Here is a 15,411-nt window from a genome sequence, read left to right as displayed (position 1 = left end):
GGCCGTCGGGGCCGGCAGAGGCAAGGCTAGCGGCGGGGGAGCCGGGCCGGTCACGACGGTCGTCCTGGCTTGGTGCCACATAAATATCCATGCGTGGAAGTTCCACACCATGTTCGCGGAATTCCCGCGATCCGGCAAGAGACTCTTAGTTCAAATCGAACTCGCCAGCCTTGGCACTGGCGACGAATTCGATCCACTGATCGCGCGCGAAGATCAGCATGGGTCCTTCGCGATCTTTGCTATCTCGCATGACGATCGCCGTTCCCATCTCACCGATCTCCACGCAGTTCGTGTTCTGGCTGCGCGAGCTTGTCCGCCAGGTGATACGCGGGCCTTCACTCATGACGCACTCCTATCGGTCGGGCGGCGGGTTCGTCCGCTGCGGGGGGCGCTGTGGTGTGCGGCGCCGGCGTTGCGCCGGGGGCGTGAGAGGTGCGGGCGGCGGATCCACGTCGTCGCCAGAGGGCGGGCCGAGAGCCGCGGCGGCCTCGGCGATCCACATGAGGGTCTCGTCCGGCGGGCGCGCGGCCTGCCGGAGCCATTCGAAGACCCGCCCGTACCGGGCGAGCATGTCGTCTCCGGTCAGCATGAGATCGGCCGCGAGGGCCTCGACCGCGACGGCGTCCGGGTCGTTGGGATCGGCGAACCGGTAGATGGAGAAGGCGGTCTCCGGCACGTACCAGTCGGCGACCTTGGCCGCTGGCGGCAGCAACCAGAGCGTCACGTTGGGCCGCTCGGCCAGGCGGGCCAGGTGCCGTAGCTGGCCCGCCAGCACCGGAGCGGGTCCGCCCCGGGGGCCGAGCGCGGCCTCTTCGAGCACCGCCTCGTACCGAGGAGGCTCGATCTCCCGAGTGAGTGTCGACTGGCGGGCGACCCGTGCGGCGATCTCGGTCTCCGGGTCTTCCGCGTCTTCCGCCGCGATCACCTGCCGCGAGGAGAGCAGGCGCACGCGCGTGTACTCGGGCGTCTGGAGCAGGCCGGGCACGATCACCGGCCCGTACTCGAAGATCTCCGCGCAGCCCGCCTCCAGCTCGGCGTAGCTGCGCTGCCGCTGAGTCATCACCGGGTACGAGCGCAGCCAACCTCTGGTGTTGCCCGCGTCGCGGGTGATGCCGATCAGTTCCTCGCGCGTGGCACCGGTGACCTCGTACAGGTCGAGGAGGTCGAGCACGTCGCTGAGGTCCGGGCGGCTGCGGCCGTTTTCCAGCCGGGAGAGCTTGGAGGCCGAGGCCCAGCCGACCCGCGCGATGACCTGATCCCCGGTAAGCCCGGCGGACTCGCGTAGACGGCGTAGCTCGGTCCCCAGCCGCCGACGTCGCACCATCGGACTCGGCGCAGGAGGCACCCCAACCCTCCCTCGGTCATTCGGGACGACACAGTATGAACTGATTGTGACCCGATCATGTTCTCGACCGTGGGCGTGTTCCGCAAAAGGTTTGGTTAGCCGGAGATTGCGGCGAGGCGGGCTTTCACTTCGATGATCGAAGGATTCGTGAGCGCCGATCCATCCGGAAAGCGTACGGTCGGAACCGTCTGGTTGCCGCCGTTTACGCTCATCACGTACTCCGCGGCGTCCGGATCCCGCTCGATATCGACGATCTCATAACCGATGCTTTCCCGATCGAGCTGGGACTTGAGCCGGTGGCAGTAGCCGCACCAGCTCGTCGAGTACATCGTGAGCATTTGTCGGTCCTTCCGTACGGGGGCTTCACGCGCGGCGGCGTGGAGGGGGCGTCGGCGCGGTGGGGGCGCACCGGGGGCACGCCGTGTGGCGCTCCACACCGCCCAACGTCGGTGGTGGGTGCCATGATTCCTAGCCGTGGGGGGAAACACGACAGCGGAGCGGGTGCTGTCCGGGCTCGACCCGGAGCAGTGCGCCGCCGTGACCGCCCCGGCCGGTCCCGTCTGCATCCTCGCCGGCGCGGGCACGGGCAAGACGCGGGCGATCACCCATCGGATCGCCTACCGCACGATCACCGGCGAGATCACCGGCCGGCACGTGCTGGCGGTGACGTTCACCGCGCGGGCGGCGGCGGAGATGCGCGCCCGGCTCGCGGTGCTCGGCGCGGCCGGGGTGCAGGCGCGCACGTTCCACTCGGCGGCGCTGCGCCTGGTCCGCTACTTCGCTCCCCGCCTGCTCGACGGGCGGGCGATGCCGGAGCTGCTGGAGAGCAAGGCGCGGCTGGTCACGCTCGCGGCCTCGCGGGTGGGCGTGCGGGTCGACCGCACCGGTGCCCGCGACCTCGCCAGCGAGATCGAGTGGGCCAAGTCGTCGCTGGTGGAGCCGTCCGAGTACCCCGTGGCCGCGGCCAAGGCGACCCGCGAGCCGCCGCACGAGCCGAGCAAGGTGGCCGAGGTCTTCGCCGCGTACGAGCAGGTCAAGCGCGCCAACGGCGTGATCGACTTCGAAGACCTGCTGCGCGCGGCGGTGTGGGGGATCGAGGAGCATCCCGACGTCGCCGAGCAGGTGCGGGCGCAGTACCGGCACTTCGTCGTCGACGAGTACCAGGACGTCAACCCGCTCCAGCAGCGGCTGCTCGACGCCTGGCTGGGCGGGCGCGACGACCTGACCGTGGTCGGCGACGCCAGCCAGACCATCTACTCGTTCACCGGCGCCACCTCCGGCTATCTGATCGACTTTCCCCGCCTGCGGCGCGACGCGGTCGTGGTGCGGCTGGTCCGCGACTACCGCTCGACCCCGCAGGTGGTCGGCCTCGCCAACGCGGTGATCCGCCAGGCGCGCGGTGCCGAGGCGCGGCTGCGGCTGGAGCTCGTGGGCCAGCGGCCGCCCGGGCCCGAGCCCGACCTGCGGATCTTCTCGGACGAGCCGGCCGAGGCCGCCGGAGTCGCCGCCCGCTGCCGCCAGCTGATCGCCTCTGGCACGCCGGCCCGGGAGATCGCGGTGCTCTTCCGCACCAACGCCCAGTCCGAGGCGTACGAGGAGGCGTTGGCCGTGGCCGAGGTGCCGTACGTGGTGCAGGGCGCCGAGCGGTTCTTCGAGCGGGCCGAGGTGCGGCAGGCGGTGCTCGCGCTGCGGGCCGCGACCCGTTCGACGCCGGCGGGCGCGCCGCTCGTACCAGCGGTGGTCGAGGCGCTCGCGGCGACCGGCTGGCAGCCCGACCAACCTCCGCCCGGCGGCGCCACGCGCGAGCGGTGGGAGGCGCTCGCCGCGCTGGTCACGGTCGCCGAGGAGTACGCGGGCACGCCGGCCGTCCTGCCGCTGGGCGACGCGGCCACCGTGGAGCGGCCGCCCTCGCTCGCCGACTTCGTGGAGGAGTTGCAGCGGCGGGCGGCCCAGCAGCACGCGCCGACCGTCGACGGTGTGACGCTCGCCTCACTCCACTCCGCCAAAGGGCTGGAGTGGGACGCGGTCTTCGTGGTGGGGCTCTCCGACGGCACGCTCCCGACCACGTACGCGAAGACGCCCGAGGCGCTGGAGGAGGAGCGGCGGCTGCTCTACGTCGGGGTGACCCGGGCGCGGCAGTGGCTCTGGCTCTCGTACGCCCAGTCCCGTTCGCCCGGCGGTAGGCCGCGGCGGCCATGCCGGTTCCTGCCTCAGTTCGAGCGGGGCGGGGGCGGTGAGCGGGCCGGCGCCTCGGCACTCAGCCGGCGTCCCGAGCGCCGCCGCGCGCAGGTCGTCTCGTGTCGTGTGTGCGGCGCGACGCTGCTCGCGGGCGCCGACCGCAAGCTGGGCCGCTGCCCGACCTGTCCGTCCACTCTGGATGAGGATCTCTACGCCCGGCTGTGCGCGTGGCGGGTCAGGGTCGCCGGCGCGCAGCACGTACCGGCGTACGTGGTCTTCACCGACGCCACGCTCGTCGCGCTCGCCGAGCGGCAGCCGACCGGGCCCGAGGATCTCGTTGCCATCGCCGGCATCGGGCCGCGAAAGCTCAGCCTCTATGGGGACGCCGTGCTCGCCCTGGTAGGGGGCGCGAGCGTCGATGATCTTGTTCCGGAGGAGCCTCCGGAAAAAAGTTCCGCGAAGTAGCCGTAAAACCGTTTGCGGTCGCCCCGGGGCAGGCATAGCCTCATGGCACACCTCACGCGCGTGGCATCCGTGCTGCTCGCTGAGGGCGGTGAAGAGCACCGAGACCAGATCTGACGACGAGAGAGACAGGAGGTGGCCCCGGTGGAGGTTTACACGATCGAGCGACCGTCGGCGCTGCCGGCTGTCTGCGCTCCGGTGTCGGCCGCCGCCCGGGCCTTTGGGCTCGGCGCCGCCGACTTCCCGCAGTTGACGCAGGTGCACCAGGTCCAGGCCGATCTGGTCCAGGCCGATCTGGTCCGGACCGAAGCGTGGATCGACGGCGGCTACGGGATCAGTGGGCTCACGGTTAAGGGCGTTTCGGCCATGAAGCGGCAGGACGTCCGCGGAGTTCCACCTCGAGGAAGGCCGGTCTGACAAACAGACCTCCGGCTCACCTCGAGGCCGCGGAACCCGTAACCGGGATCCGCGGCCTCAGTCATTTTCGCCACAAGCACAGGCGCTGTTCGCCACAAGCAGAGAAAGCAACGAGCGAGAGAGAGGTGACCGGGTGATGAGTCTGGCGTTGGCCCCGGTCGACGAGCGAGTCGACATCGAGGCAAACCTGCCTTGCCGGAAGTTCGACCCCGACCTGTGGTTCGCGGACTCGCCGGCCGAGCTGGAACTGGCCAAGTCGCTGTGCGGGGACTGCCCGCTCCGCGTCGAGTGCCTGGCCGGCGCGGTCGAGCGGGCCGAGCCCTGGGGTGTGTGGGGCGGCGAGATCTTCGAGCGTGGCGCGGTGGTCCCGCGTAAGCGGCCGCGTGGTCGTCCGCGCAAGGAGGATGTCGCCCGCGACGCCGCACTGCGGGTCGAGGTGGAGGCGCGGATGGCGGCCAACGGGCTCGCCGAGTCGCGCAACGCGGTCCGGTTGGCGGCCTGACATGAACCCGATCAGCGCACACGTACCTTCCCGAGATGGAGCAACCGTCATGCATCAGCTACTTCACGAAGCGTTGTCGAGAGCCCGAATGCGCCGGCCTCAGGCCGGCACCACCACGAGCTCTGAGGCAACCCGTTCCGCCCGGTCCATCGCGATGCAGGCCCGCCGTCAGGCGGCCCGTGAGATGGGCGTCCTCTAGACCGCTACCAAGGCCGCATAGGGGCCCGGCTCAGCCGGGTCCCTATGCGGCGTTTCCGTCCCCACTGGACGGCGGCTGCCGCCTCTTCGCCGGCTTGGTGGCGGCGCGGCGGCTTCCCTTGCGGGGCAAGGCTTTGGGCGGCTCCGGCGGCGCGAAGCCGGGGAGCCAGCGCTCCACGATGGACCGGTACGGCGCACGGGCCTCGAGCTGGCACAGCACGCCGATCGAGCCGAGCGTCACCCGGTGGATCAGCAGGTACGCGGGCGGCAGGTTGAGGTGCCGGCTGAGCTGGTAGGCCGGGCTCTTCGGGCTGCCCAGCCGCGTGGCCTCGGCGCGCAGCCAGGCCCGCGTGAACTTGAACTCGTCCGCGGCCAGCGGCGCGAGCATCGGCAGCAGGAAGTCGAGCACCGCGCGGGCGTCGATCTCGTCGTCGGGCTTGACGAAGCCCTCGTCGCGGAGGCCGGCCAGCACCGCGTCGGCGTCGTCGGCCAGCGCGAGCCGGACCAGGCGGCCGATCGGCTCGGGGTGACCCTCGGGCAGGCGGGCGACCGCGCCGAAGTCGATCACGCCGAGGCGGCCGTCGGGGAGGATCCGGAAGTTGCCCGGGTGCGGGTCGGCGTGGAGGAGCCCGGCCCGCTCGGGCGCGGAGAAGTGGAGCGTGGCCATGAGCAGGCCGGCCGCGTCGCGTTCCTCCTGCGTGCCGTCGCTGATGATCTTCGACAGCGGAGTGCCCTCGATCCACTCGGTGACCAGCACGCGGGGCGCGGCGGCCACGACCTGGGGCACGAGGATCTGCTCGTCGCCGGCGTACGCCGCGGCGAACGCCCGCTGTGCCTCCGCCTCCAGCTCGTAGTCGAGCTCTTCGGTGACCCGGGCGCGCAGCTCGGCGAGGAGCGGCTTGACGTCGATGCCCGGCTGGATGATCCGGAACATGCCGGCCAGCCGGGAGAGCTGCTTGAGGTCGGAGATCAGGGCCTCGCCGGCGCCGGGGTACTGCACCTTGACGGCGACCGGCACCTCGCCGTCCTTCCACACCGCGCGGTGCACCTGGCCGATGCTCGCCGCCGCGGCCGGCGTGTCCTCGAACTCCGTGAACAGGTCTCGCCAGCCCGCGCCGAGCTGGTCGGCCAGCACCTTGTGCACGCTCGCCGCGGGCAGCGGGGGAGCGGCCTCCTGGAGCTTGGTGAGCGCCTGACGGTACGGGCCGGCGAGGTCGGCGGGCAGGGCGGCCTCGAAGACCGACAGCGCCTGCCCGAGCTTCATCGCGCCGCCCTTGAGCTGCCCTAACACGCTGAAGAGCTGCTCTGCGGTGCGCTGCTGGATCTCCGGCGAGATCACCTCGGTGGCCAGCCCGGTGACCCGCTTGCCAAGCCCGAGGACGGTGCGGCCGGCGAAGCCGAGCGGCAGTGCGGCGAGCCTGGCGGTGCGGGTGACGGTCCGGCGCGGGATATCGGTCACCGGATCATTGTGACCGACGCAAAGACGAAGTGACGGATGTGAATGCTCGCTGGCGGGCGCGGCGAGCGCAGCCGCACGAGGGATGCGGCGGCCACGTACGGCGACGCAACCGGCCGGGCGCGGTGATCTCGATCGCGGCGCCGAGCGTGTCGGGGGTCTCGCCATCGAGGTACAGCAGGGCCTCGCTGGCCGCGTACGCCGTCGCGGCGAGCAGTGTGGGCGTGCTGCACGGCTCCGGCCGCGCCTCCCCGGCGAGCTGGGCGGCGAGGGCGGGCCAGGCCGGGTCGCGATCCCTGCGGTGCAGCTCCAGGCAGTTGAGGCAGGGGGCACCGCCAGGGCGGACGAGCGGCCCGACGACGGCCACACCGTCGCGTACCCCCACCGCGAGGTGCGCCAGGCGCCGCTGGGCGTAGCTGGCCGCCAGGAGGGCCGCTGGGCGGTCGGTGCCGGCCTGGACCACCAGCGACGCCCGGCCACGCTGGATCGGGCGGGTCTCGGTGCCCGGGGCGGCGCGGCTGATCGCGTCGGCGACGGCGGCGGTGCGCTCGCGGCGTACGTCGGCCGGCACCAGGGGGCCTCCTACGGCGTCCAGCGGCTCGACCAGGCCCGTTAGCTCGGGCTGTACGTGTCCGACCCCGGACTGGGCCAGTGCGACCGCCAACGGGGCAGCCAGGCGGCTGCGCCCGGTCACCACGACGCGGGCGGCGGCCCGGCGGCGCAGGATCTGGGCGGGGGTACCCGGGCGGTCGGCGCCGCGGAGCGCGAGCGCGGCCGCCTCGGCGGTCAGCCGGCGGCGTACCGGCTCGGGCAGGCCAGCCGGCAGCAGGCTGTGCCCGCCGACCACCAGCCCGGCGGTACGCAGCGTGTCGATCAGCAGCCGGGCATCCTCCCGGCTGACCCCGATCCGGGCAGCCTGCTCGAGGACGGCCCGCTCCGAGCGCGTGCCGTCGAGGAGGTCGAGGAGGCGGGCGGCACTGGGGTTGGTGACCTCCAGCAGCACCGCGCGGGCGGGGTCGAGGCCGAGCTGGAGCGTGTGGCGACCACGCCAGAGGCGGGGCAGTCCGGGCAGAAGCGTGGGGCGCGGGAGGGGCGTCATGGCATGACAGCGTGTCACCGTATCCTCGCGGCCCGTCGCTCGTTGTCCACAGGCTCAAATCGCCATGCCCTGGGTTATCCACAGGCGCGAGCGAGTTATCCACAGTTTCTGGCCGGCTACCGTCAGCCCGCCGATCTGACTTTTCGTGTTGGTCCCACGACACGGTGACATCGCCGCGGGTCGCTGTATGCGGAGAGGGGCGGCCACCTGGCCGCCCCTCTCCGCAGTGTTGTGTTTTCTGGTGGTTACTTGGCCTTGCCCAGGATCCGGTTGACCGTCGTGCCACAGACGGGGCATTTGCCCTTCGCCATGTTCATGCCGGTCTTGGACACCTCGACGGTGCCCTCGAAGTCCCGCTTCTCCTTGCACTTGACGCAGTAGCCGTTGTACGTCTGTGTCGTAGTGGCCACAGTGCCCCTCCTCGTACTCATCTGCCGGTTTTGAGCTTCCGGCACGTCCCCCCAAGCCGGCGCTCGAAGACGTCGGCCCTGGACCCGACTCCACGGCCACCTTCGTAGCCGCTGGTCCCGCCGGACCCTACCCATCTCTGGGCGTTTCCATGTCAACGACGCGTCGACATTGTGAGGAAGCCGACGACGTGAGTGTGCATGCCGGAATCTACCGGATAAGTCAGTTTCGCCGGGACACGCCGGAGGAACCGGTGCAGAGTGACCTGCTCTTCACCCGCCCGAAGATCACCTACGGTAGTGAGCTTGTGTGTCAGGCGACCCCTGGCAAAGAAATTTTCCGGACAAATGAGTCGTACAGGGAATCTTTCCGGCGCCTACCTCATGGTTGGCCCTTGCGGCAACCTGGCTGGTACGGATTAGCGTGCCATCGTGAACGTTCCGCGGGGCTGCGCGGTCGGCTAATGGCTGGGGCGCGCAAGCCGGTCGTCGAAGTACGGCGCAGCCAGCGCCGGCGTCGCACGGTGTCCGCGTACCGAGACGGTGAGCGCGTGGTCGTGCTCATCCCCGACCAGTTCTCTCGCGCCGAGGAGACCGAGTGGGTCGACAAGATGCTCGCCCGCCTGGCCGCCCGCGAGGAGCGGGTCAGCCGCTCCGACGAGGAGCTGCTGACCAGGGCACAGCGGCTGATCGGTCGCTACCTGAGCGAGCACACGCGGATCGCCGTGCCGGCGAGCGTGCGCTGGGTGACCAACCAAAACGGCCGGTGGGGCTCCTGCACTCCGGCCGACCGCACGATCCGCATCTCGCACCGCATCCAGGAGATGCCCGAGTGGGTGATCGACTACGTGCTGCTGCACGAGCTGGCCCACCTGGTCGTACCCAGCCACAACGCCCGGTTCTGGGAGCTTGTGGGGCGCTATCCGAAGGCCGAGCGGGCCCGGGGCTACCTGGAGGGCATCGCGGCCGCCACCGGGGTCGTCCTGGCCGAGTGAGCTTCGTGCTAGCGCGTCCCACACGAGGTGGGCGGCCCAGCGACTAGCCTCGGCACAATGACGTACGGGTTCGAGACGCTCGCCATCCACGCCGGTCAAGAGCCGGAGGGGCGGACGGGCGCGGTGATACCGCCCATCTTCCAGACCAGCACCTACGCGCAGGACGCGGTCGGGTCACCCCGCCAGGGGTACGAGTACGCCCGCTCGGGCAACCCGACCCGCGACGCGCTCCAGGAGTGCCTGGCGGCGCTTGAGGGCGGGCGGCGGGGCCTGGCGTTCGCCTCGGGGCTGGCGGCGGAGGACACACTGCTGCGCACGGTGTGCCGCCCCGGCGACCACGTGGTCATCCCCGACGACGCGTACGGCGGCACGTACCGGCTGGTCGCCAAGGTGGCCGAGCGCTGGGGGCTGAGTTGGACGGCGGCCCGGATCTCCGACGTCGACGCCGTACGGGCCGCGATCACCGACCACACCAAGGTCATCTGGGTCGAGACGCCCACGAACCCGCTGCTCAACATCGCCGACATCGCCGCCCTCGCCGGGCTGGCCCGCGAGCACGGCGCCCGGCTGGTGGTCGACAACACGTTCGCCTCGCCGTACCTCCAGCAGCCGATCGGGCTCGGTGCCGACGTGGTGGTGCACTCGACCACCAAGTACGTCGGCGGGCACTCCGACGTGGTCGGGGGCGCGCTGGTCGTGGTCGACCCGGGGCTCGGCGACGAGCTGGCGTACCACCAGAACGCGATGGGCGCGATCAACGGCCCCTTCGACGCCTGGCTGACCCTGCGCGGGGTCCGCACGCTGGGCGTACGCATGGACCGGCACTGCGACAACGCCGAGCGGATCGCCGCGTACCTGAGCAGTCACCCCAAGGTCGGCCGGGTCTACTACCCGGGCCTGCCCGAGCACCCCGGCCACGAGACGGCGGCGAAGCAGATGCGGCGGTTCGGCGGGATGGTGTCGTTCACCGCGGCCGGCGGCGAGGAGCACGCGGTCGAGATCTGCAACCGGGCACGCCTCTTCGTGCTCGCGGAGTCACTCGGCGGAGTCGAGTCGCTGATCGAGCACCCCGGCCGGATGACACACGCGAGCGCTGCCGGCTCGCCGCTTGAAGTACCCGCGGATCTCGTGCGACTGTCTGTCGGCATCGAGACGGCCGACGATCTGCTCGCGGATCTGGAACGGGCACTCGGCTAGGGTTCCGCTTTTCTGCGCACCCAGGGGAGGGGCTGTGCAACAGACGTGGGTCGGTGCGACGGCGAAGCAGATCGCGCGTGCCGTACGCCGCGGAGACACCTCGGCGACGCAGGTCGTGGCCGACCACCTCGATCACCTCTCGGCCGCCGACTCGGCGCTGACCGCGTTCCGCGTGGTCCGCGGCGGCGAGGCGATCGTCGAGGCGGAGAAGGTCGACGAGCTTGACGACCTGGCCGGCCTGCCGCTGGCTGGCGTGCCGGTGGCGGTCAAGGAGAACACCGCGGTCGCCGGCCTGCCCACCTGGAACGGCTCGGCCGCCGCCCGCGGGCCGGTCGCCGAGGATGACCACGAGGTGGTGCGGCGGCTGCGCGGTGCCGGCGCGGTCGTGATCGGCGTGACCCGCATGCCCGAACTGGGGCTGTGGGCGATGACCGACGACGAGTCGGGCACCACGCGCAACCCGTGGCGCACCGACCGTACCCCCGGTGGCTCCTCAGGTGGCGCGGCGGCCGCGGTCGCCGCGGGCCTCGTGCCTTTCGCGCACGCCAACGACGGCCTCGGCTCGATACGCATCCCGGCGGCCTGCTGCGGCCTGGTCGGGATCAAGCCGGGGCGCGGCGTGGTGCCCTCCGGCATCGGTGCCGACGACTGGTACGGCATGGCCGAGCACGGCATCCTCGCCACCACCGTCGCCGACGCGGCGGTGGGGCTGGCGGTGCTCGCCGGCCGCCGGCCGGAGAAGCTTGTCGAGCCGCGGCGCCTCAAGGTCGCCGTCTCGCTGCGGTCGCCGGTGCTCGGGGTACGCCTCGACAAGCCCAACCGGGAGGCGGTGGCGGTCGCCTCGCGGCTGCTGGTCGCGGCGGGGCACAACGCGGTGGCCGCCGAGCCGGTCTACCCGCCCGCGCTCGGGATGCGCGGCCTCGCCACCTGGTTCGCCGCCGCGTGCCGGGACGCCGAGGTCGCCGGCCTCGAACGCGCCTCGCTCCAGCCCCGCTCCCGCCGGCACATCACGCTCGGCGCCTGGGCACTGCGTCGGGGGTACGTCCGGGAGGCCGACCGCGAGACCTGGCGCGAGCGGTCGATCGACTTCTTCACCGACCACGGCGTCGACCTGATGCTCACGCCCGCGCTGGCGGGCCCGCCGCCGCGCGCCGAGGGCTGGTCGCGCCGCTCGTGGCGGGCCAACATCACGACCAGCATCCGGTACGCGCCGTACGCCGCGCCGTGGAACGTCGCCGGGCTCCCCGCCCTGGTCGTGCCGGTGGGGCTGCGTCCCGACGGGCTGCCGCTGACGGTGCAACTGGTCGGGCCGCCCGGTTCGGAGCTGTTGCTGCTGGCCGTGGCGGGGCAGTTCGAGATCGGGGCGCCGTGGCAGCGGCACGCCCCCACCTGGCCCCGCGTGGGGCAGCCGACCGGTGGTGCGACGATCGAGTAATGACCGAGCGCAGCGAGGAATCATCAGGCACGGCGTGTTTGAAGCCTCATGGCCGCCCGCAGCGAAGCGAGGACGGGTCATGAGTGAGCTCCTGACGCTCGAGGACGTCCGGGCGGCGCGTGAACTGCTCGGTGGCGTCGTGCGGGTCACGCCGCTGGAGCCGTCCCGCCCGCTCAGCGCGGCGCTTGACGGTCCGGTGTGGCTCAAGTGCGAAAACCTCCAGCGGGCGGGCTCGTACAAGGTCCGCGGCGCGTACGTGCGGATCGCCCGCCTCTCGCCCGAGGAGCGGGCGCGTGGCGTGGTCGCGGCCAGCGCCGGCAACCACGCCCAGGGAGTGGCGCTCGCCGCCGGGCTGCTCGGCGCCACGTCGACCGTCTTCATGCCGATGAACGCGCCCATCCCGAAGGTCTCGGCCACCAAGGGGTACGGGGCGCGCATCGAGTTCGCCGGCGGCACAGTGGACGAAGCGCTGGACGCGGCGCGCGAGTTCGCCGAGCGGACCGGGGCGGTGCTGATCCACCCCTTCGACCACGCGGACGTGATCGCGGGGCAGGGCACGGTGGCGCTGGAGATCCTGGAACAGTGCCCCGACGTGGCCACCATCGTGACCGGGCTGGGCGGCGGCGGGCTGCTCTCCGGCATCGCGGTGGCCGCCAAGGCGCTCAAGCCCGACATCCGGATCGTGGGCGTGCAGGCGGCGGGCGCCGCCGCGTACCCGCCCTCGCTGGAGGCGGGCGCCCCGGTGCGGCTGCCGCAGCTCTCCACGATCGCCGACGGCATCGCGGTGGGCTGCCCGGGCGACATCACGTTCGAGCACGTCAGCAAGCTTGTCGACGACGTGGTGACGGTGACCGAGGAAGACATCTCGCGGGCGCTGCTGATGCTGCTGGAGCGCGGCAAGCAGGTGGTCGAGCCGGCCGGCGCGGTGGGCGTGGCGGCGCTGATGTCGGGCGCGATCAAGGCGGAGCCGCCGGCCGTGGCGGTGCTCTCCGGCGGCAACATCGACCCGCTGCTGCTCCTGCGGCTGATCGAGCACGGGCTCGCGGCGGCGGGTCGCTACCTTCGCTTCACCGTGCGCTGCGGCGACCAGCCCGGCGAGCTGGCCGCGCTGCTGGCGCAGATCGCCGAGCAGCGGGCCAACGTCGTGGATGTGCTGCACACGCGCCACAACCCGCGGCTGCGGCTCGGTGAAGTGGAGATCGCGCTGTCCGTGGAGACCCGCGGCCCGGAGCACTCCGACAAGCTGATCGGCGCGCTGCGGGCCAGGGGCTACACGGTGCGCTTTCCGGTCGCCTAGCGCCTGTTCACAAGGGCCAGCCTGGGCCCGCCGCAGGCCGGCCCAGGCCCTTATGGAGCGGCCCTAAGCGCCGTAGGGCTCGAACCTGACCACGGTGACCTTGATGTCCGCGCCGCTGGGCGCGGTGTAGGTGACCGTCTGCCCGGCGCCGGCGCCCAGGATCGCCTGGCCGAGCGCGGACTCGGGACTGTAGACGGTCAGGTCGGTGGTCGCGGAGATCTCACGCGAACCGAGCAGGAACGTCTCGGTGTCGTCGGTGTCGTCGTCAAAGTGGATCGTGACAACGGTGCCGGGGGCCACCTTGTCGGCCTTTGGCGCCTCGCCCACCTGTGCGGTGCGCAGCAGCTCCTGGAGCTGGCGGATGCGCATCTCGGCTTTACCCTGCTCCTCACGGGCGGCGTGATAGCCCCCGTTTTCTCGCAGGTCGCCCTCTTCTCGCCGAGCATTGATCTCGGCAGCCATCGCCGGACGGGCCGCGATCAGCTCGTTGAGCTCGGCCTGCAGGCGGTCGTACGCGTCCTGAGACAGCCAGGTGGCAGGCGCCTCGCGGTCGGTGCTGGACACAGACGATCTCCTCCGTAGGGCTAATGGGCGAACAAGGTAGAACTACTAACTTACCAGCGCGCGACACCTTGAGAATTAGCCAAGTTTTTTTGTCGGCTTCGAACCGCGCCCTGTTGCCGCGTTCTGTTGTCGCGCCCCGTTATATCGTTACGCGGCTCGGCAGCGGACCAGTTCCCCATTTATCGGGCGAGCGGTGGTCACCAGCCGATATGTCATCACCGGATGCGATTCGCCGGGCGGGGCATCGACGTGTACCTCCGCCTTGCCCACCTCCGCTCCGTCACGCGAGCGGGCCCTGATCACGCAGATCGCCTCGCCGCCCTCCGGCACGGTCACCCGGAACTCGACCACCACCTGCGTGTCGGTGATGTCGGTATAACTCAGGACCTGCCCGTCGTATGCCGGGTCGCCGTACTGCCGGTAGAGACGCACGGAGAGCGCGGCGCCGGCGGCCACGACCACCGCGAGCAGCAGCGCGACCAGCCACGGGCGGCGGCGTCGCTGCTCCCGCCGGCGGCCGTACCGCCCGGGCGGGAACACGGGCCTGCCCGCGTCTGTTGTGGCGTGCGTCTCGGTCACCGTGTGCGGTCTCCTGCGGTTGTTGTCGGAGGTATCGGCCAGAATGGCTGAGTCCGTGTCAATGACCATCTTCGCAGCCGGCACTCCACAGGGTTCCGGCAGGTCCCGGGGGAGTTCCAGTGGCAGAGCAGCTTCGCCTGATGGCGGTGCACGCCCATCCTGACGACGAGTCCAGCAAGGGCGCCGCCACGATGGCGAAGTACGCGTCCGAGGGCGTGCAGGTGCTGGTCGCGACGTGCACCGGTGGCGAGCGCGGCAGTGTGCTCAACCCGAAGATGGACCGTCCCGACGTGTGGGAAAACATCGCGGAGATCCGCCGCGCCGAGATGGCGGCGGCCCGCGCGATCCTCGGCGTCGACCAGGCGTGGCTCGGCTTCGTCGACTCCGGCCTGCCCGAGGGCGACCCGCTGCCGCCGCTGCCCGACGGATGCTTCGCCCTCCAGGACCCGCAGGCCGCGGCCGGGCCGCTGGTGCAGCTCATGCGCGAGTTCCGCCCGCACGTCGTGCTGACGTACGACGAGGAGGGCGGCTACCCGCACCCCGACCACATCATGTGCCACCGGATCAGCGTGGTGGCGTTCGAGGCGGCCGGCGACCCGGAGCAGTTTCCGGAGCTGGGCGAGCCGTGGCAGCCGCAGAAGCTCTACTACCACCACTCGTTCACCCGGGCGAAGTTCCAGGCGCTGCACGAGGGCATGGTGGCCGCCGGCCTCGACTCGCCGTACAAGGAGATGCTCGACCACTGGATCGACGACGGCACCGACAAGGGACACCGGGTCACCACGCGGGTCGAGTGCGCCGAGTTCTTCCCGGTCCGCGACGACGCGCTGCGGGCGCACGCCACGCAGGTCGACCCCGACGGGTCGTGGTTTCGCGCGCCGATCGAGGTCCAGCAGCGGATCTGGCCGACCGAAGACTACGAGCTGGTCAAGTCGCACGTGGAGACCCCGAAGCCGGAGACGGATCTCTTCGCCGGGGTCCGCGTGGCGGCCTGATCAGGCGGGCGTACGGTGGAGTGATGCTGACGGCTGCTCAGGTGCTCGCGCAGAACAACTTCGGCGACACCCGCTCCGGCGGCCTGGCCGGGCCGATGGGGCTGTTTATCATCGTGCTCCTGGCGATCGCGACGGTGCTCCTGATTCGCAACATGAACCGGCGGCTGCGCCGCCTCCCCGGGCGGTTTCCGGGTCAGGCGCCGGAGGGTCCATCGGCCGAGCCAGCCGAGACTGTCCAAGATCCGACAGATCGCGCGGACCGCGCCTGATCGTGTTATAGGGGGC

16 protein-coding genes and 1 pseudogene are annotated in these 15,411 nt (G+C 71.5%); 9 read left to right on the top strand and 8 right to left on the bottom strand.

Annotated elements, in window-relative coordinates:
• Positions 1 to 145: 145 nt before the first annotated feature.
• The 3 genes from ACFFIA_RS10035 to ACFFIA_RS10025 all read right to left on the bottom strand — a co-directional run bounded on the left by ACFFIA_RS10035 (position 146) and on the right by ACFFIA_RS10025 (position 1,683).
• Positions 146 to 343, bottom strand: a complete 198-nt coding sequence (locus tag ACFFIA_RS10035; RefSeq protein WP_377248982.1) for a DUF397 domain-containing protein — start codon at positions 341 to 343, stop codon at positions 146 to 148.
• Positions 344 to 352: 9 nt separating this feature from the next.
• The gene (locus ACFFIA_RS10030) at positions 353 to 1,345 is read right to left on the bottom strand and encodes a helix-turn-helix domain-containing protein (protein ID WP_377248979.1); all 993 of its coding nucleotides are present in this window, start codon (positions 1,343 to 1,345) and stop codon (positions 353 to 355) included.
• Between the two features lie 95 nt (positions 1,346 to 1,440).
• On the bottom strand, positions 1,441 to 1,683 hold the full coding sequence (locus tag ACFFIA_RS10025) for a mycoredoxin (protein ID WP_377248977.1): 243 nt from the start codon (positions 1,681 to 1,683) through the stop codon (positions 1,441 to 1,443).
• A gap of 136 nt (positions 1,684 to 1,819) precedes the next feature.
• Between ACFFIA_RS10025 and ACFFIA_RS10020 the strand changes: the two genes are divergently transcribed.
• The 3 genes from ACFFIA_RS10020 to ACFFIA_RS10010 all read left to right on the top strand — a co-directional run bounded on the left by ACFFIA_RS10020 (position 1,820) and on the right by ACFFIA_RS10010 (position 4,904).
• Positions 1,820 to 3,988 (top strand): ATP-dependent DNA helicase UvrD2, encoded by a 2,169-nt coding sequence (locus ACFFIA_RS10020; protein WP_377248974.1) that lies wholly within the window; start codon positions 1,820 to 1,822, stop codon positions 3,986 to 3,988.
• A gap of 141 nt (positions 3,989 to 4,129) precedes the next feature.
• Entirely contained in the window at positions 4,130 to 4,402 is a 273-nt protein-coding gene (locus ACFFIA_RS10015) for a hypothetical protein (protein WP_377249715.1), read from the top strand.
• A gap of 136 nt (positions 4,403 to 4,538) precedes the next feature.
• Positions 4,539 to 4,904 carry a WhiB family transcriptional regulator gene (locus ACFFIA_RS10010; protein WP_377248972.1) on the top strand — a complete coding sequence of 122 codons (366 nt, stop codon included), beginning with the start codon at positions 4,539 to 4,541 and terminating at the stop codon, positions 4,902 to 4,904.
• 346 nt (positions 4,905 to 5,250) lie between these two features.
• Here the strand turns inward: ACFFIA_RS10010 and ACFFIA_RS10005 are convergent.
• From ACFFIA_RS10005 to ACFFIA_RS09995, 3 genes and pseudogenes are all read right to left on the bottom strand, one after another.
• A pseudogene (locus ACFFIA_RS10005) lies at positions 5,251 to 6,561 on the bottom strand (ABC1 kinase family protein); the annotation flags it as partial.
• 4 nt (positions 6,562 to 6,565) lie between these two features.
• Positions 6,566 to 7,657 carry a TOMM precursor leader peptide-binding protein gene (locus ACFFIA_RS10000; protein WP_377248969.1) on the bottom strand — a complete coding sequence of 364 codons (1,092 nt, stop codon included), beginning with the start codon at positions 7,655 to 7,657 and terminating at the stop codon, positions 6,566 to 6,568.
• Positions 7,658 to 7,902: 245 nt separating this feature from the next.
• A complete protein-coding gene (locus ACFFIA_RS09995; protein WP_377248966.1) occupies positions 7,903 to 8,067 on the bottom strand; it encodes a DUF5679 domain-containing protein in 165 nt (54 codons plus the stop codon).
• Between the two features lie 461 nt (positions 8,068 to 8,528).
• Between ACFFIA_RS09995 and ACFFIA_RS09990 the strand changes: the two genes are divergently transcribed.
• The 4 genes from ACFFIA_RS09990 (at position 8,529) to ilvA (ending at position 12,988) form a co-directional block, all read left to right on the top strand.
• Positions 8,529 to 9,059, top strand: coding sequence for a M48 metallopeptidase family protein (locus tag ACFFIA_RS09990; protein ID WP_377248963.1), 531 nt, complete (start codon positions 8,529 to 8,531; stop codon positions 9,057 to 9,059).
• A 57-nt stretch (positions 9,060 to 9,116) separates the two neighbouring features.
• Positions 9,117 to 10,256, top strand: a complete 1,140-nt coding sequence (locus tag ACFFIA_RS09985) for a cystathionine gamma-synthase (RefSeq protein WP_377248960.1) — start codon at positions 9,117 to 9,119, stop codon at positions 10,254 to 10,256.
• Between the two features lie 34 nt (positions 10,257 to 10,290).
• Positions 10,291 to 11,691 carry an amidase gene (locus tag ACFFIA_RS09980; protein WP_377248957.1) on the top strand — a complete coding sequence of 467 codons (1,401 nt, stop codon included), beginning with the start codon at positions 10,291 to 10,293 and terminating at the stop codon, positions 11,689 to 11,691.
• Positions 11,692 to 11,770: 79 nt separating this feature from the next.
• Positions 11,771 to 12,988 (top strand): threonine ammonia-lyase, encoded by a 1,218-nt coding sequence (gene ilvA, locus ACFFIA_RS09975; protein WP_377248954.1) that lies wholly within the window; start codon positions 11,771 to 11,773, stop codon positions 12,986 to 12,988.
• 63 nt (positions 12,989 to 13,051) lie between these two features.
• On the opposite strand, the gene greA is transcribed toward ilvA, so the two are convergent.
• The gene (gene greA, locus ACFFIA_RS09970; protein ID WP_377248951.1) at positions 13,052 to 13,552 is read right to left on the bottom strand and encodes a transcription elongation factor GreA; all 501 of its coding nucleotides are present in this window, start codon (positions 13,550 to 13,552) and stop codon (positions 13,052 to 13,054) included.
• Between the two features lie 147 nt (positions 13,553 to 13,699).
• On the bottom strand, positions 13,700 to 14,131 hold the full coding sequence (locus tag ACFFIA_RS09965; protein WP_377248948.1) for a DUF4307 domain-containing protein: 432 nt from the start codon (positions 14,129 to 14,131) through the stop codon (positions 13,700 to 13,702).
• A 140-nt stretch (positions 14,132 to 14,271) separates the two neighbouring features.
• Between ACFFIA_RS09965 and mca the strand changes: the two genes are divergently transcribed.
• Both mca and ACFFIA_RS09955 read left to right on the top strand, forming a co-directional pair.
• Positions 14,272 to 15,126 (top strand): mycothiol conjugate amidase Mca, encoded by an 855-nt coding sequence (mca, locus tag ACFFIA_RS09960; protein ID WP_377249712.1) that lies wholly within the window; start codon positions 14,272 to 14,274, stop codon positions 15,124 to 15,126.
• A 23-nt stretch (positions 15,127 to 15,149) separates the two neighbouring features.
• A complete protein-coding gene (locus tag ACFFIA_RS09955; RefSeq protein ID WP_377248945.1) occupies positions 15,150 to 15,395 on the top strand; it encodes a hypothetical protein in 246 nt (81 codons plus the stop codon).
• Positions 15,396 to 15,411: the final 16 nt, after the last annotated feature.

Source organism: Phytohabitans kaempferiae (assembly GCF_042433955.1).
GTDB classification, from domain to species: domain Bacteria; phylum Actinomycetota; class Actinomycetes; order Mycobacteriales; family Micromonosporaceae; genus Phytohabitans; species Phytohabitans kaempferiae.
This window is presented reverse-complemented; position numbering and strand designations above follow the sequence as displayed.

Coding starts and splice junctions, on each gene's coding strand:
- ACFFIA_RS10035 (WP_377248982.1), bottom strand. CDS start 343: ATGAGTGAAGGCCCGCGTATCACCTGGCGGACAAGCTCGCGCAGCCAG.
- ACFFIA_RS10025 (WP_377248977.1), bottom strand. CDS start 1,683: ATGCTCACGATGTACTCGACGAGCTGGTGCGGCTACTGCCACCGGCTC.
- ACFFIA_RS10010 (WP_377248972.1), top strand. CDS start 4,539: ATGAGTCTGGCGTTGGCCCCGGTCGACGAGCGAGTCGACATCGAGGCA.
- ACFFIA_RS10000 (WP_377248969.1), bottom strand. CDS start 7,657: ATGACGCCCCTCCCGCGCCCCACGCTTCTGCCCGGACTGCCCCGCCTC.
- ACFFIA_RS09990 (WP_377248963.1), top strand. CDS start 8,529: ATGGCTGGGGCGCGCAAGCCGGTCGTCGAAGTACGGCGCAGCCAGCGC.
- ACFFIA_RS09985 (WP_377248960.1), top strand. CDS start 9,117: ATGACGTACGGGTTCGAGACGCTCGCCATCCACGCCGGTCAAGAGCCG.
- ilvA (WP_377248954.1), top strand. CDS start 11,771: ATGAGTGAGCTCCTGACGCTCGAGGACGTCCGGGCGGCGCGTGAACTG.
- mca (WP_377249712.1), top strand. CDS start 14,272: ATGGCGGTGCACGCCCATCCTGACGACGAGTCCAGCAAGGGCGCCGCC.
- ACFFIA_RS09955 (WP_377248945.1), top strand. CDS start 15,150: ATGCTGACGGCTGCTCAGGTGCTCGCGCAGAACAACTTCGGCGACACC.